Origin of the sequence: Roseivirga misakiensis, from assembly GCF_001747105.1 — a bacterium.
Lineage (GTDB): Bacteria > Bacteroidota > Bacteroidia > Cytophagales > Cyclobacteriaceae > Roseivirga > Roseivirga misakiensis.
This window is the reverse complement of the sequence record NZ_MDGQ01000005.1, coordinates 1,977,720-1,994,198: the sequence shown is the minus strand read 5'-3', so window position 1 is coordinate 1,994,198 and position 16,479 is coordinate 1,977,720. Positions and strand designations below refer to the sequence as shown.

15 protein-coding genes are annotated in these 16,479 nt (G+C 39.9%); 4 read left to right on the top strand and 11 right to left on the bottom strand.

The window, feature by feature from the left end; genetic code table 11:
• Window positions 1-59 precede the first annotated feature (59 nt).
• Window positions 60-1,865: a potassium channel family protein gene (locus BFP71_RS16230; RefSeq protein ID WP_141719787.1), complete on the bottom strand. Its 1,806-nt coding sequence runs from the start codon at window positions 1,863-1,865 to the stop codon at window positions 60-62.
• Window positions 1,866-2,091: 226 nt separating this feature from the next.
• On the opposite strand from BFP71_RS16230, the gene BFP71_RS16225 reads away from it, so the two are divergent.
• Window positions 2,092-4,188 (top strand): S9 family peptidase, encoded by a 2,097-nt coding sequence (locus BFP71_RS16225; RefSeq protein WP_069837126.1) that lies wholly within the window; start codon window positions 2,092-2,094, stop codon window positions 4,186-4,188.
• A 49-nt stretch (window positions 4,189-4,237) separates the two neighbouring features.
• Here BFP71_RS16225 and BFP71_RS16220 read toward each other — a convergent pair whose 3' ends face one another.
• A complete protein-coding gene (locus BFP71_RS16220; protein WP_069836478.1) occupies window positions 4,238-5,260 on the bottom strand; it encodes a hypothetical protein in 1,023 nt (340 codons plus the stop codon).
• 163 nt (window positions 5,261-5,423) lie between these two features.
• On the opposite strand from BFP71_RS16220, the gene BFP71_RS16215 reads away from it, so the two are divergent.
• Both BFP71_RS16215 and BFP71_RS16210 read left to right on the top strand, forming a co-directional pair.
• Window positions 5,424-5,768, top strand: coding sequence for a PadR family transcriptional regulator (locus tag BFP71_RS16215; RefSeq protein WP_069836477.1), 345 nt, complete (start codon window positions 5,424-5,426; stop codon window positions 5,766-5,768).
• Window positions 5,765-8,410: an ABC transporter permease gene (locus BFP71_RS16210; protein WP_069836476.1), complete on the top strand. Its 2,646-nt coding sequence runs from the start codon at window positions 5,765-5,767 to the stop codon at window positions 8,408-8,410. The genes BFP71_RS16215 and BFP71_RS16210 overlap by 4 nt, the downstream gene beginning before the upstream one ends.
• On the opposite strand, the gene BFP71_RS16205 is transcribed toward BFP71_RS16210, so the two are convergent.
• Together BFP71_RS16205 and BFP71_RS19385 are read right to left on the bottom strand one after the other, a co-directional pair.
• Window positions 8,411-9,103, bottom strand: coding sequence for an aspartate/glutamate racemase family protein (locus BFP71_RS16205; protein WP_069836475.1), 693 nt, complete (start codon window positions 9,101-9,103; stop codon window positions 8,411-8,413).
• Between the two features lie 6 nt (window positions 9,104-9,109).
• The gene (locus BFP71_RS19385; protein WP_176723375.1) at window positions 9,110-9,256 is read right to left on the bottom strand and encodes a hypothetical protein; all 147 of its coding nucleotides are present in this window, start codon (window positions 9,254-9,256) and stop codon (window positions 9,110-9,112) included.
• A 127-nt stretch (window positions 9,257-9,383) separates the two neighbouring features.
• Between BFP71_RS19385 and BFP71_RS16200 the strand changes: the two genes are divergently transcribed.
• Entirely contained in the window at window positions 9,384-10,271 is an 888-nt protein-coding gene (locus tag BFP71_RS16200) for a LysR family transcriptional regulator (RefSeq protein ID WP_069836474.1), read from the top strand.
• Here the strand turns inward: BFP71_RS16200 and BFP71_RS16195 are convergent.
• The 7 genes from BFP71_RS16195 to BFP71_RS16165 form a co-directional block, all read right to left on the bottom strand.
• Window positions 10,268-12,715: a ligase-associated DNA damage response DEXH box helicase gene (locus BFP71_RS16195; protein ID WP_069836473.1), complete on the bottom strand. Its 2,448-nt coding sequence runs from the start codon at window positions 12,713-12,715 to the stop codon at window positions 10,268-10,270. The two genes, BFP71_RS16200 and BFP71_RS16195, sit on opposite strands and share 4 nt — an antisense overlap.
• A 54-nt stretch (window positions 12,716-12,769) precedes the next feature.
• The gene (locus tag BFP71_RS16190) at window positions 12,770-13,312 is read right to left on the bottom strand and encodes a hypothetical protein (protein WP_069836472.1); all 543 of its coding nucleotides are present in this window, start codon (window positions 13,310-13,312) and stop codon (window positions 12,770-12,772) included.
• A gap of 145 nt (window positions 13,313-13,457) precedes the next feature.
• Entirely contained in the window at window positions 13,458-14,561 is a 1,104-nt protein-coding gene (locus tag BFP71_RS16185) for a flavin monoamine oxidase family protein (RefSeq protein WP_088125085.1), read from the bottom strand.
• Between the two features lie 54 nt (window positions 14,562-14,615).
• The gene (locus BFP71_RS16180; RefSeq protein WP_069836471.1) at window positions 14,616-15,059 is read right to left on the bottom strand and encodes a VOC family protein; all 444 of its coding nucleotides are present in this window, start codon (window positions 15,057-15,059) and stop codon (window positions 14,616-14,618) included.
• A gap of 7 nt (window positions 15,060-15,066) precedes the next feature.
• Window positions 15,067-15,432, bottom strand: a complete 366-nt coding sequence (locus tag BFP71_RS16175) for a cupin domain-containing protein (RefSeq protein WP_069836470.1) — start codon at window positions 15,430-15,432, stop codon at window positions 15,067-15,069.
• Between the two features lie 46 nt (window positions 15,433-15,478).
• Window positions 15,479-15,949, bottom strand: coding sequence for an OsmC family protein (locus tag BFP71_RS16170; protein ID WP_069836469.1), 471 nt, complete (start codon window positions 15,947-15,949; stop codon window positions 15,479-15,481).
• A gap of 3 nt (window positions 15,950-15,952) precedes the next feature.
• Entirely contained in the window at window positions 15,953-16,435 is a 483-nt protein-coding gene (locus BFP71_RS16165; RefSeq protein ID WP_069836468.1) for a MarR family winged helix-turn-helix transcriptional regulator, read from the bottom strand.
• Window positions 16,436-16,479: the final 44 nt, after the last annotated feature.

Below are 16,479 nucleotides of genomic sequence, written 5' to 3'. Positions count from 1 at the left end.
CGTCCCTCGTGCTATCGGGATTTCCTAGAAAAACTCACTTTCAAATTGGAGCCTCTATATCAATTTAATAGTTGAGATATTAATGAAACACTGAAGATCGTCAACATAAACCAGCCAATGAACCCCTGAATAATCGCTAGATAACGAGGAAGGCCCTTTATGGGGATCTCACCAAAGCCAAGCGTGGTAAAGGTGTTGATACTGAGCATTAAGGCATTGAGGATTTTGATAAAGATGTCATAGGTCAAAGAAATCATAAAAGCAGACATCAGTAGAACAGTTTTTAAGCCTCGTTTTGACTCTTCAGTCTCTGACCACTTGCCTTTCAGTACATCTACTTTAGACAGGAGCCATGAGGCAGTTTTGGTACCTGCTACAGACCATCTATAAAGAGGCTGGGCAGTAGCCATAAAAAATTTGGGTGCAGTTTTCCCTTGCTCCTGTAAGTAGGCTCTGAAGTCTTCTGAAGCCAGTAATTCAGGCTTTCTCTCATCCAGGTAAACTTCATGTATGCCAGAGTCTTTGTTCACATACTTCAGGAAGAAACGATAACGATCCATAATCCGGTTCTTCCCATGGCTGTCCCAATGATTTGGGAAGAAGAGGTAGACTAGAGCGAAAGCCAATACCACATAGACAGAGAAGGCGATTGCACGTTCCGGCTCCGTTCCATAGCCAGAAAATACTTTTAAAAACTGATTAATTCGCCATTTGAAGAAAGTGTTAAAATTAGGGTTTTTACTATATAGATAGGCCAGTCTTTGTGTTTCTAGCTCTTTTATCTCTCTATAAATGGCATTTGCCGCTTCAATATCATGCCTTTCCTTAAAGTAGTTGTAGAACTTGCCCCTAATGGCCAACTCAGCATTATAAACACCTCTTTCTTCAATTCTTGCATGGTCTAGGTAATAGGTAATGTCAGTGATGCCTCTTTGCGGCTGATAGTCTTTGTTATCGAATAAACCAAAAACATCAATACCCCAATAAGAGAATACTTCTGTATCAATAATTTTTCCAGAAAACTGATCCCATGTGATAATGCTTGAATTGGCACTAAGGTCATCTATCGAGAGCATTATTGGATTGGAGAAGTTATTCTTAGCCAATTTTATATAATCTATACCTTTAGTTATGAGACTGAAATGAATTTCTTCTGAGTTGATTTTATTATTGATAAACTCTGTGTTCGTTTGACCAGCAGGTTTTTCTTGTCGATTGCTGAAAGAAAAGTAATCCGTTTCAATGATGTTTTCGTGCATGATTAGGTCTCCTACACTGTGCTGACTAACAACTATGCTATTTCCAGATAGTGTACATTTTCTTACTAAAACCTGAGTTTGGACTGTATTTCTAAAGGCGGTCCCTAGGTCTAAACCTTGATTTATGACATTGCCAACAAACCAAAGTTGAACAAAGTCGCTTGAGGGGTTTTCATAAAATTGAAAAACCTCTAATCCTTCTTCAAAAGAAGAGTTAATAATCAAAAGATTATATGGAGTATTTAAATAGACAGATTTCTTAAAATGAAACCTGTCTAGAGCTACTTGGAAAGATCTTTCCCCGTAACCGCTTTCTGTATAACCGAATAATACATTGCTTAAGCGGATGTGCTTATCTATAATTACTGAATCTTTTCGTTCAGTTATCAATTTAAAAGACTCTTTTTCCAATTCGTATTTGAATAAAGAGTCCGTTGAAGGCTCAAATTTTATAATCGCATTTTCCATATTGAAGATAGTGTCTTCTTCATCTTCAATCATTTGGAATAATTCAGTGTAAGAGTAAGTAGGCCATCCAGAATGGTCTGTTTGAGCGACAGATAGTGTTGATAGGACTAGGCAAAAGCCTAAGATAAGGTATCGCATAAGGTTGATGGTTGCTTTAAGGTAAGCAGGAAACTGGAAACCAGGAAATCAGTTAGGTCAGTGTTGAATGTTGAATGTCGAGGTTTCGTACATCGTCTATCGCAATACTCAGTACGCATTACGCTCTACTCAAAACACCATTCGAACAAATACCACTACTTTTTTAGGCATGAAAGTAGTAGTATTAGGCTTCTAAAGAATGAAGGAATTTTATAAAGTAAATTATATGAAAAGTAAATCTTCGTTAACCCTCGTGTTAGCAGCTTTCTTCTGTCTTGTGGGTTTTCAGACTCAAGCACAGGATAAGTTAAAAAATATGCCAGGATATGATCAATATCGTAAAATGGCACCACAGATCAGACGGTCAGTAAAACCAGGGATTATTTCAGCTAGATGGGCAGATGACAGTAAGTCATTTGAATATATGAAAGATGGCAAGCTGTGGTCTTACGATGTCAGAAAGAAGAAAATGACGGAAGTGACAAATCCGCCCCCGCCACCACAGAGAAGAAGATTCAATAGACCTGCTAGAGGTAGGCAATATGCTTCGGCAGACTCTCCTGATGGTAAACTAAAGGCATTCACAAGAGATCGTAACATGTACATCAGTAACCCTGATGGATCTGGTGTAATGGCCATCACTACAGATGGTAATATGGACAATCTAGTAAAGTATGGTATTGCTACTTGGGTATATGGCGAAGAATTAGGCCAAAATACAGCGATGTGGTGGTCACCAGATAGCAAAAAGATTGCTTTTTACCGATTCAAAGAAGAAGGTGCAAAAAGGTACTATGTGCTTTTAGATCAACTAGCCTTGTATGATTCACTTGAAATCATGTCTTATCCGAAAGTTGGAGAGCCTAACCTTCCAGTGGACCTTATGGTTTACGATCTTGACACTAAGAAAATCACGGAATTTGATACCCGCGATGGGAAACCATTTAATGACGGTGCTTTAGGAACTTATTTATATGGAGTAAGCTGGACACCAGATGGTAAAGAGCTTTTATACCACAGTACCAACCGTAAGCAGGATATCATGGAATATCGAGCTGCTGATCCATTGACAGGGAAATCAAGAGTTGTTGTTCGCGAAGAATGGTTGCCAAGTTTTACTAAGAATACGCCAGAAATGCGCGTTTTAGAAGATGGCGAACACTTTGTTTGGGCATCTGAGCGTACTGGTTTCAACAATTATTATCTCTACAATTTTGATGGAACACTTGTAAATACGCTAACGCAACATGAGTTTGAAGTAAGCAATATTATCCGTGTGGATGAAAAGGCAGGGTACATGTATTACATGGCACGAAGTGGTGAAAATCACATGAAAATGCAGTTGCATAGAGTCAAAATGGACGGTACCAAGGATGTGCGCATGACAGACCTTGCGTTTAACCATAGCGTTACAGTAGCACCTGATGGAAAGCACTTTATTGATATTGCTCAAACGCATAATACGCCTCCTTTTACTAACCTTGTTTCTGCAAAAGGTAAAGTAGTTGCGGAGTTGGCAAAGAGTGATATTTCTAAATGGGAAGAGCTCGGCCTTAAGACTGTCGAGGCATTTACATTTACTTCTGCCGATGGTGTCACCGAACTCCACGGTTTACTTCATTTCCCTTCGAATTTCGACCCGAATAAGAAGTATCCATTGATTTTAGCGAACTATGGCGGACCTGCAACAAACGAATTCAGAGAGTCATTTACTTTCCCAAATCCATTGACAGAATACGGGTTCTTAATTGTAGATATTGATGGTCGAAATGTAAGAGGACGCGGAAAGCGACTGCTGGATCAGCTATATGGCAACCTTGGAATTGTAGAGCAGGACGACTTCGCTGAAGGCATTAAATCGCTTTATGATAGACCATATTTCGACAAAGAAAGAGTCGGAGTTTATGGAACTTCTTACGGTGGTACAACCGCTGCTATGAGTTTATTAAGGTTCCCGGATGTATATCATGCAGCAGTGGCGAATTCAGCGGTTACTGACTGGATCAATTATGACAACATCTACACTGAAAGATATATGAACACGCTTGAAAATAATAAGGCTGGATATGATGCTTTCAACTTGATGAACTATGCGAAAAACCTAGAGGGAGAGATAATGATTTATTACGGTACTGCCGATAACAATGTGCACCCGTCTAACTCACTTCAATTGATTAAAGCATTACAGGATGCTGGCAAAAGTTTTGAAGTTCAAGTTGGGCCAGACAGGGGGCACACTGCGGTTTCCACTGACAGAATGATGGAGTTCTTTATAGAACACCTAGTGATGTCCAATGGCATGGCTATGCAGATCAAAAGATAGCGTTCAATGAATTGATAGTAAAAAGGTGCTGCCATTGGTAGCACCTTTTTTATTGGATCTTTTTCCCGGTCAGGTACGCGTTATTTTGGTACACTGAAAATCCGGTATAGGCCCGATTTGTATCTTTCTTAAAATTGATGATTGCTTTTCCATTTACCGCATAAAACCGAAGATGAGTTAGTGGGAAAAGCTCGAATGGCTCCGCTTGGCCAGTTTGTCGCGCCATTAAATGGCCTTCATCGAAAGCCAATTCTAAGTTTAATCCTTCTCTGATTTCATAGGTTCCTGTAATATTCTGATACATGTACCTTGGAACGACAAAAGACTTTTCGATAGGCTCAGTGGGATTTACCAGAGCCGCAATTTTCAGATAACTCTTAATAGCATCGTTACGGTATTCTTTAATGAATTGTAGGTGGTTCTGCATAGAAATGACGTTGTATGTGACCACTTCATTTTTATAAAAAGGACTGTTTAGGAAGTACTGGATTGGCGCATCGCTCGTAATTCCAGTGAAAAGTTGTGAATACCATTCATATTCAGCTGACCATTTATCTAAGACCTTATTGGCTAGTTCTGAAATGCTATTGTTATAATAGTCCACTTGTGTCTTATCGTCGATATAAACTTGGTTGAGATCAGCAATCAAAGGTGTAAATCTGACTGGAATATTATCAATGTTCCTCATCAAACTGTTATAGGCATTATTGGTGGTCACTAGATCTACTACATTAGTAATCACGGAAAATAAACCAGAATTTACGGGTGCTTGATAGTCGGCAAGAGTGAGTTTCTCGCCGAGAACTAAAGAAATCAACGAGTCTTTGACACGATAGTACTCAATGAGTTCTGTGGCCTTGTTAATGTCAATTTCTAATTCCTGTTGAATTTGTAGGAGAGTAGCCTTTACTTTTTCCTCGTTCTTTCGCTCTTCGTTGCGGTTGTTAATATTTAGGGCGATGAGAATACCGACGATTACCAAAACGATTTCGCCAGTTAAGTAAAGGAGGTACTTCAGAAAACTGTTCTTGGATAAAAGATTGTGGCGAATTTTCCGTAGCACATTAATCATAAGCAAGCATTTCTAAACTCAAATTCATCAAAAGTTTTCATAAAGTCATACACTTTTTAGAAAGGACGCGTAAATGAGAGCTTAGTAAATAATAATACTACAATTAGGAAATTATTATATAATGTATTTGCTTTGTAAATACTACAATTAGGAAAATATTATTATGCGCAGAACTCAGCTAGGTGAATTTGAAGAAGTGGTCATGTTGGCTGTAGGTATTTTATGTGAAAGTGCTTACGGCGTTTCAATCAAAACGGAGATTGAAAAACGAACGGGAAGAGGCGTGAGTGTTGGGGCATTGCAATCAGCCTTAAAAAGACTTGAGGAGAAAGGTTTCTTAAGATCTAGGGAAGGTGAGGGCACCGCAGAAAGAGCAGGAAGGCCAAAGAAATACTTCTCAATCACTATGGAGGGTAAAAAGGCCTTAGAAACAGCACGCGACATGCGAAATAATATGTGGAATGACATACCTGGTATTGCCTTCGATTTGAAGTTGATTTTTTCATGAGTACAAATACTCAAGACAATAGGCCGCCATGGCTCATCATGAAAATCTTTAGATGGTTCTGTTCTCAAGAGCTCCAACGATTTGTAGAAGGAGACCTGATAGAGCTTTATCGTGAACGGATAGCTAAAAGAGGAAAAGGCTATGCGAATTGGAGATTTCTCATTGATGTGGTCACGCTTTTTAGGCCCAGTATTATTGGTTTTACAAAAGGTTTATACATAAACAACAACATTGGAATGGTCAGAAATTATTTAAAAGTAGGGGCAAGGAATCTATGGAAGGATAGGTTTTACACAGGGATTAATTTGTTCGGAATATCAGTTGGTCTGGCATTTAGTTTCTTGGTGTTATTATTAGTCAATTATGAATTCTCTTTCGAGGATTTTAGAAAAGACAAACATCTCGTAAAAAGGCTGGGGATTCACAATAATATCGGAGGTAAGGAAGATACTTATGTGAATGTGCCGAGGCCTTTAGCACCGACGCTTCTTCAAGAGTTTCCAGAGGTACAATATTTCACTCGAGCGGCTGGCTTAAATGGTATGGAGACTCATAAAGGGAGTTTCGAGTATAACAATATGATATATACCTCCGGTGACGCCTTCATCGTTGATTCCACTTTTTTCAAGGTGTTCGATACTAAGTTAGTTTCTGGGGATATCGACAATGTGTTGAATAGGCCTAGTACAGCAGCAATATCTCAATCTTTTGCTGAAATGATTTTTGGGAAGTCTGATCCTATCGGACAGACCTTAGAGTCATTGGATGGGGGAAATAAATTTGAAATAACGGGTGTTTTCGAAGATGTCCCATCTAATACACACCTACCTTTTGAGGTGCTACTCTCTTGGAATGGCTACTTTGATGAAGAGGTAAATACGCGCTGGTATGGTGCGCATACCTACTCGTATGTGAAGTTGAAAGAGGCTTATCAAGCACAAAATTTAATTGAGAAGTTTCCCGACTTATTTGATGCTCATATGAAGGAAACCTACGATAGAATTAATGGTTCGGCAGATTTGATCGTTCAGAATATTGAAGATATTCACCTTAAATCGCACCTGACTTGGGAAGCCAACAAAAATGGTGATGAAGTAAGCGTGTACGTCCTTTTGGCCATTGGGATTTTCCTAATTCTGATTGCTTTAGTAAACTATCTGAACCTTTCTTTGGCCCGAAACTCCCTTAGGCGTAAAGAAATATCTGTTAGAAAAGTAATTGGTGCGTCACGCTTCAATATTTCTGGTCAATTCTTGATTGAGACACTATTATTCACTGCACTGGCATTTATGTTTTCATTGTTGATCGTAAAGCTTGTTTATTCTGAGTTTCGTGCCGTAGCGGGAGTGGATCTACTGCCTTTTGCAATTGAAAATCTGCTATTATTTGCTGTGGCGGCCTTGTCGCTTGGGCTTTTGATTAGTATTTATCCATCCATAATACTTTCGGGCATTCGGTTGGTTGAAGGCTTAAAAGGACGACATAGGAGCACTAAAGAGAGCGGTCGTTTGCAACAAGGGCTAGTAGTACTTCAATTTACGATTTCTACCATTGTGATCCTCTTCACTTTTGTGGTCAAGAATCAATTGGATTATCTGTCTAATGTCGATTTAGGTTTTGAAAAGGACAATGTGATCGTTTTTCAACTGGAAGATTCAGTGTTGTCTGCCAATAGTGAGTTTATAAAAGAACGAGTCAAAGTAGTCGCTGGCGTGAGAGATGCTTCTTTTGCCTCCGATAGACCTGGGCTTAATCTGAACCATACCATCTTGAACGTAGAGGATAATGGTACTTATAATGCCGTCGGGTCACAGTTTATGCGTGTAGATCATGACTTTGCCCAGACGATCGGTTTACAAATTTTAGAAGGTAGATCGTTTATTAAAGGTTCTGACGAAGACGCACGATTTGCTTTTATGATTAACGAGTCCGCTAAAGCAAAATTTGGTTGGGGTGATGATGCCGTTGGAAAGAAGATGTATTTCCAGAGTGATGAGGAGGGTAATCCAATTTACATGACGCTCATTGGCGTATTTAAGGACTTTAATATTGGGTCACTGCATTCTGCTATTCAGCCTATTAGCGTATTTTATAATAAAGATTTTGGTGAGCATTTAATGGTCAGGCTTTCTGGTGGAGATCATCGCATGGCGGTGACGCAAATAGAGGAGGTGATCAACGATTTATCACCAAAATTACCAGTTTCTTACGATTACCTTTCGGTGCAATTGGAAAGGCAGTATAGCGATGAAAACAGGTTATCAAAAGCAATGGCTTACTTGTCTGTTTTGACCATCGTCATCTCTATTCTAGGGTTCATTGGCCTGCTCAGCTTTGCAATTAGTAAACGAGAAGCCGAGGTAGGTGTTAGAAAAGTGCTAGGGGCCTCGGTAACAAGTGTGGTCGTACTCTTTTACAAGCAGATATTGATTTTGATATTAGTGGCAGAGGTGATCGCGATTCCTGTGAATCAGGTTATTTCAAATCAATGGTTAAATGGATTTGAGTACAGAGTATTTCCAAGTCTATTGGAAACAGGATTAATCCTTATAGGTATCATTGTCCTATCTCTAGGAATTATGGGCTTTCAGGTTTTAAAAGTGGCCTTTATGAATCCTGTGGATGTAATAAAGGAAGAATAGCTAGCTGATCGCCCAATCGAGTGCCTTTTGGATGTGCACTTTGGTCGTGTCAATTGCGTGAATATTGAGGTGTTTTTCGGGAATAAGAATCGGTAGTTCAGTACAACCCATAATTATTCCCTCAGCGCCTTGAGCAGCAAGCTTTTCAATGATCTTGGTACACTTATTTCTGGCTGAACCCGTAAACTTTCCTTTGACAAGTTCTTGATATATAATATCATGGATTATCTCGCGATCATCGGCACCTGGGACGATTACATCCAATCCAAAGTCCTTAGTTAGGATAGTGGTATAGAAATCTTTTTCCATGGTGAATTTAGTTCCTATGAGACCCACTTTTTGTAGTTCTCTTGACCTTATTGATTGCCCTGTGGCGGCGGCAATGTGGAGGAATGGTAGTTGTGTACTGCTTTCAATATAATCGCTTACGAGGTGAATGGTATTGGTACAAAGTATTATGATATCAGCACCAGCAGCTTCTAATTGCCGGGTGCACGTTGCCATCATTTCTCCAATTTTATTCCACTGACCCGCAAAAGTGTATCGCTCAATTTCAGCAAAATCTACTGAGACCAAAACACATTTACAGGAATGTGAACCACCCAGATTTTCTTTTACATATTCATTGGCATACTGGTAGTACATTTTCGAGGATTCCCAGCTCATTCCTCCAATCATACCGATCGTTTTCATAATACCTTACTTTATTTTGGACATATCTTCGGCACCAACAATTTTAATCCTAAAGAGGAGTTCCAGTAAGCGGCTTAAGTGCATCCATTCGGTTTTGTTTCTGTCCAATTCTATTGCCTCACAGCAATCAATACAGGTCGTTTCAGCATTCATATCCATTCTTTTGAACAAACTTAGTCTTAACCGTTCATAGGTCTATGTGGCTAATTTGAGCGCTTTTGACATGATCATTGAATTATTTTCAACTACATGCGATTATAATCTACAGTAAATTGAACTTATGGAACTGAAGTACTTTCGATTGATTAAAACCATAGCAGAAGAGGGTAATATTGCCAATTCCTCCGACAAATTATTTCTTACTCAGTCTGCCCTAAGCCATCAGCTTCGGGAGCTAGAGGAACGGCTTGGTTTTAAGGTGTTTCACAGAACTAGAAATAATTGGAACCTGACCAAAGAAGGGGCTGAGTTGCATAAACTGGCCAACGAACTTTTCGAGAGAATTGAGCTTGGTTTTAGTAGTATAGAACAAATCAAAGAAGGATCGAAAGGAAGTATTCGTTTAAGTGCCGAGTGCCAATCATTTTTTCATGGACTGCCAGCATTCGTTCAGAAAATGGCTGTCCTTTATCCTGAAATTGAAATCGATTTGAGCCTGGATGGTTCCCAAAGCACGGTTTCTCAATTGCTTTCAAATGAAGTGGATGTTGCTATTGTGACTTCGGCACCTGTGTCGGATGCACTTTTCACTAAAAAGGTGTTAGAAGACGAGATTTTTGTGATTATGCATCAGGAACATAAATTCAGTGATTTAGAATTTTTGGATGTTAGTCATTTTGCTGATTTAAACTTGATTATCAATTCATTTCCGTTAGAAAGTGTCTCAGTCTATGAGCACTTTCTTAAGCCCAATAAAATTATCCCTAGAAAAGTCACTGCGATTCCTTTTACTGAAGTTTCATTAGAAATGGTGGTCGCTAATATGGGCGTGGTTTGCTTACCGAAATGGAGCTTGAAATCCTATAAATTATCAGATGAACTTGTCTTCAAAAAGATCGGCAAGAATGGCCTAAAAAGAAGCCACTATTTGGTGGTGAAAGAGGAACAAAGAAATCGAAAACATATCAGCGCGTTCATCGATAATTTCTTGGAGGAATTTACGCCTTAGTCAAAGTCAATTTGCATTTTCTCAATCCGATCTGAAAGCCTTTCGGAAGTAAATTTTTCCCTAAACCGATCGACCATTATCGGAAAGCAAAGTGGAGTAGGCTTCAATAGCTTTTTAACAATGATTTCTTGTTGATTAATCCGTTCCAACGCCTCGGTAAGTCTCGATTTTTCAAACTGGAGGCTCAGGACTTCCTCATTGGCTTGCTGCATTAACAGGTTGTCAGGGTCATAATCTTCAAATACCTTATAAATCATACTAGAAGAAGCCTGAAGGTGACGGTTTGTAATGCCCTTGCCAGGGTAGCCCTGAAAAATGAGCCCGGCTATGGTGGCGATATCTCTGAACTTGCGCTTAGCCATTTCTGTATTATTCAAGCTGGCATAAATGTCGTCCATTAGGTTTTCTTGGGAGAAAAGGTCTAATTCCAAGAAATCTTCCACGTTGATATCTTGGTCGGTGAGGAGTTCTAAACCGTAATCGTTGGAGGCAATAGAGAAGGAAATCGGCTGACTTACACTGATTCTGTAAGCGCATAAGGCCGCAAGTACTTCATGAATGTATTTGCCTTCTAAAGGGTAAATAAAGAAGTGGGTACCCTCGTCGGATTTTAACTGTTCTATAAGTAGTTCATTGGACATGGGGATGGTCGATAACTCCCTTTGCTTCTCCAAAAGTGGTCGGATTGTTTCCATTTCCTTACCCACATACTTTCCTAGGGCAGCATCCTCTAGTTTGATCCTGAGGCCATGAGATAAAAGTGAGGTAAAAGAAGCTTTTCCACCGCCCCAACGCGGAATTGGACCTGTTTTGCGTTTAGATTTCCTCACCTGCGCAGTCATATCTTTCACTCGAATTAGCTCAAGACTTCGCCCAGCAAACCAAAAAGTGTCTCCGGGCCTAAGTCCCGCAATAAAGAGCTCTTCAACAGTACCAATATAGCTTCCCGTTTGGTATTTTACTTTAACCATGGGGTCGGAAACAATCGTGCCCATCGACATGCGGTGACGCATGGCGGTCTTGCGACTGCTGACTTTATACTGGCCGTCAGGTGCTATTTCTACTTTGGAGTATTCGTCATAGGCGCTTAAAGTTCTGCCACCAGTAGTAATAAACTCCAAGCACCATTGCCACTCTTTTGGGGTTAAATCCTCATAAGCATGTGTTGACTTGATTTGGTCAAAGGTTTCTTTCTCATAAAAACCAGGCCCAACAGCCAGTGTTACAAGATATTGCACAAGAACGTCGAAGCATTTTCTAAGGGGTACCCGACTTTCAAATTGTTTCTTGTCGATCGCTTCTTTCAGGACGGCGGCTTCGATTAATTCTAGTGAGTGGGTCGGTAAGAAGTAAACTTTACTGGTGGCGCCAGGTTGATGACCGCTACGACCAGCACGTTGAAAAAATCGTGCAACACCTTTGGGTCCACCGACTTGAATAACCATATCGACTGGTCTGAAATCAACACCCAAGTCTAAACTAGAGGTACAAACCACGCATTTTAGTTTACCAGTATGCAGCCGATCTTCAACCCATTGTCGCACAGCGATATCTAAAGATCCATGATGCATAGCGACTAACCCAGCATACTCTGGTAGGTTCTGCATCATTTTTTGATACCAGATTTCTGTTTGCGACCTCACGTTAGTGAACATGAGGGTAGAGGTGTGGTTTTCTAAAATGGGGACGATTTGGGGTAGTAGGTGTATGCCCAAATGACCAGCCCAAGGCAGCGTTTTGACTGTTTTAGGTAGAATAGACTCTATTTCTATCTTCTTATCTACATTTGCCCGAATCGTTTCACAAGTTTCATACTGATCGCCTAAAAGTACCTGTGCCGCTTCTTCTAAATTACCAATGGTGGCTGAAATAGCCCATGTTTTGATTGGGTTGGCCTTTAAATGGCGCATAAAAGCCAGGGCTAATTCCACCTGTACACCACGCTTTCCACCAATTAATTCATGCCACTCATCTACTATGACGGATTTTACTTGCCCGAAGGTTTTCTTGGCGTCTTTTTGACTGAGTAGGATATGTATACTTTCTGGTGTGGTGACAATGGTTTGTGGCATGTTACGCTTTTGTCGTTGGCGCTCAGCTTGCGTAGTGTCACCTGTTCTAAGTGCAATGTCCCATCCTAAGTCCAGGTCTTGGTTTACTTCACGCATTGCTGCGCAAATATCCTTAGCTAAAGCACGTAAAGGGGTTACCCAGATAATTTGAAGTCCTTTAGCGGGTGTATTAGATTGCATGGCTTCCAGCACGCAGCCAAGCCAAACCGCATAGGTCTTACCGCTTCCAGTCGGTGCATTTAAAAGACCGCTTTTGCCAGCTAAATAGGCTTGCCAAGTCTTTTTCTGGAATGGGAATGCTTGCCACCCTTTAGCAGTAAACCAGTTTTCGGCAGGTGATAAATCGAATGTGTATTTCGGTGAATTTTTCAAGCGATCTTAAGTTCGCTCATTCACTCATACTATGGAAATGAAATTTGAAATGTCTTAGAAAGTAGCCTCGTTATCGACTCTCATTTCCAATTGCTTCAACTCGCTACTAAGTCCTGGGAGTGTGCCTACACCACCTGGAAAATAGCCAGTCTTCTTATTGAGACAGATCAATACCAGATAGGGGGTGCCGTTATTATCAATTTGGTAGAAGCCTGATTTATTGGGAACAACTTCGAATTTAGGCTCGATACTCGCTTTCTTAAGCTTTTTTAAGTTGTAATATTGCTTTTCGTTTTTAGTGTAAGCTGCGGAATCTATGGCACCTTTGTTTCTAGCCTCATATAGTAAAATACTGTATCGGGCTGGGACTGGTTTTTTTTCTGATACGCCTGTTGAGTCGTTTTTTACAGAGAAATCTCCTTTATAAAGGTTCATTTGCCCATAGTAGCCACTTATTATCGTTGGCTCCGTGATCTGCTTTTTGATAGCTACTTTAAAAGTGTAGAAAAAGGTGTTTTGGGGTACGTTTTTCTTACCACAACTTCCTACAATTAGTAGTATAGCGACTGCCACAACGAGCTTATTCGAACCTCTCATCTCAACTTACTTAATAAGAGCACGAAGTAAATAAAATAATTTATGATTTGAGTAGCCAATCGGTTAAAGATTGCTAAATGGCATGCGCTAATCGCCCGAAGGCTTACCGATTAAAATTCATTTTGAGCCAAGAGCATCATTGGAATCATAGAATTAACTCATTTACGGCATTTCTGGCTGATTGCGCTGCGGTGTGAACAGACACCCAGTCTTCACCATTTGTGTAGGCACCCCCTGCAAAATACACCTTATTAGAAATGGAAGATGACAATTGTTGTACTTGACGCCAATCGGCGTAATCGGAGAGATAACCAGCTTTAATATATGGCTCGTTATTCCAGTTTTGAGTCGTATGTTGAATGTAGTTAGGTGTGGCTTGATTGTTATATAGTTCATCCAGTTCATTCAGTATATAATCTCGCAAGTCATTTCCACTTCGGTTGATAAAGTCCAAAGCGGGTTTTCCAACTGTAAATAGTCCCAGTAAATTTTTGGAGGTGTTTTGACCGAAAGCGGCGTTATAGTATAACTTGTGACCATCAGTGGCTGGTGAAACACTTACATTTCTGTTGTCATCGTAAAACTTAGTTGAGAACTCAAAGAAAGCCTTAAATCCTTCCCAGATCGTAATGCCTTCGATGGCACTTAATTTTGAAGTTGGTAGTGATGGCGTGAAACTGACATCCCCATCTTGGAGGATTTTCAGCGGTACAGACACAATAACCTTATCTGAGGTTAATTCACCGTTGGTTGTGGTCAATCTTACTTGATCTTGAGAATAATCTAATGACTGAATCGGAGTATTGTAAACTATGTTGTCTGCAATTGATGGTAGGATATATGTTTGGAAAAAGTTGAACCAAGATGAATTGATGAACTTTCTATCTGGATCATCGGGAAAGGTTTCAATATCGACCTCGACACTTGAGTCATTAACAATTTGAGCAAATATATCAGTACTGGTTTCCAACCATTCTGCTCCTAAAGGGATGGGAAAGTCAGTAAAATCAGTATTTATTTTCATTCGACCACCAAAGGTTGATGAAGCCTCATAAATCTCGAATTCAATGCCTTGTTGTTTGAGTAAATACCCCGCAGAAAGTCCTCCGGCGCCAGCTCCGATGATGATCACTTTTCCATTAAAAATTGGTGTTGGTGCATCATCACTCTTGCACGAAATCAACGAGCTACCGATGGGCATTCCGACACCCAAGATGGCGCACATATTTATAAATTCTTTTCTCGTCATGATAACATTGAATTTGATTGAACCTACGAAAAATTAATTACTATCTGTATTTGCCTAATCCCAGCTTTGTAATTCAATGAGATTCCCCTCTGGGTCTTTAGCATAAACAAAGGTGATTTTACCTACCTCAGGCACAACCCTTTCGGTAATTTCACCATGGGCAAGACCACCATTTGCTTGAACAGCCGCTAATACTGCTGAGACATTATCAACTTCAAATGCAATGTGAGAAAATCCCTTATAATTTGGTGCAATGGGGCCGTGATCGAGGATCTTGGAGTATTGGTAAATCTCCAATGTTGGGCCATTTGGACCATGGCCAGGCAAGCGAAGGTGCGCACCTTTTAACTCCGCATTTTTTACCCCTGTGCCTTTTTCAAGCCATTTTCCTGACTGATTTCTAGTCGGTGGAACTAGGGTACATTCAAAAGTTTTGATATAGAAATCAACTAGTGTTTCCCAATTTTTACTCACAATATTGGTATGGGCGTATCTCATTATAGTGTTAGATTTTGTCAAGATTAGTCACCGTTAGTTCGCCTTCCTTATTTCCTGTGTTTATGGTGGATATTGGTTCAAAAAGCATCACGCTAGTTACTTCTGGAGCATATGGCTTATGAGAAACACCTTTAGGTATAATGACAAACTCACCTGGATTTAATGAAAGGGTTTGGTCTTCGAGTTCTATGTAAAGTTGACCTGAAACAACAAAGAATAGTTCATCTTCGTGTTCGTGTTTATGCATCACAAAATCACCTTTGAATTTTGCGAGTTTAACGTGTTGATTGTTTAATTCCCCAACAATTTTTGGTGTCCAAAAATCTTGGAATGTGTCGAGTTTGGCTTGAAGGTTTACTTTCTCAATTTTCATAATGGGCTCTTTTGGAATTTCTAATTTCAAGTGATTTAGAGAAGCTTTATTCTGAAGTAACTTTTGGGGTGTGGTTGATTTTAAAGTTGCAAGAGTTAGCAATGAAACACATTTTACTCGCCTCTTCGTGAAGTGATAGCGCTTTGTCAATTTTATCTGATTGATCAATTATAACGGAAGGGTACAGCGTGACCGATCTAAATCGGCCGCTGCCGTTGGTTGCCTCCTCCATTACACCAGTAGCACTGTCCTTATAGCTCCTTACATTGATGCCATTTGTGGCGCATAAATGTAAAAACCACAGCATATGACAACTCGAAAGTGATGATAAAAAGAGCTCTTCTGGGTTGTAGCGATCTCGGTCGCCTCTAAATGAGGGATCGGAAGAGCCTAGTATTTCATCATATTTACCAGACACTGTAATGCTATGGTTTCTGCTGTAAGATTTATAATCTTTGGTGCCATTTCCTTTATTTCCTGTCCATTCTAGACCGATTTGGTAGTGATGTTCTTTCATTTTTTAATCGTTGAGTTTTTGAATAATTCGTTCACCAAAAGAAGATTTTTCGAGGTTAGTCTCAAGTACTTCTAGGTGTTTGATGATCGTTGTGTCCTCATTCATTAATTCGAAAATTGCTTCCGTACCCTTATTCCAAATTTTAGTCAGTATAGGGAGTCGCTCTTCGGCTTTTGGTGTCAGCTGAAAAATGGTTTTTCGTTTATCGTCTTTATCCTTTGATGTGCTGAGATATCCTTTATTGACCATCTTCTTGGTCATAATATCAATAGACTGGTGGGTGAATTTTAATCGATTCGCAATTTCCATCACCGAAATATTAGGTGTATCGCGAACCAATATTAAGACAAGATACCAGTTGGGTTCCCAATCGATATCTAGTTGCTTATACATAGCACGGATGCTATGCGTCATTTTATCGCTTATTCTTTTTAACCTGGCATCAAGGTTCGAGTAGCCTAAAGCCTTTATTAAATCTTCGCTCATAGTTTGTCGTTGTTTAAATATACAAAATAACGCAGTGCACTGCG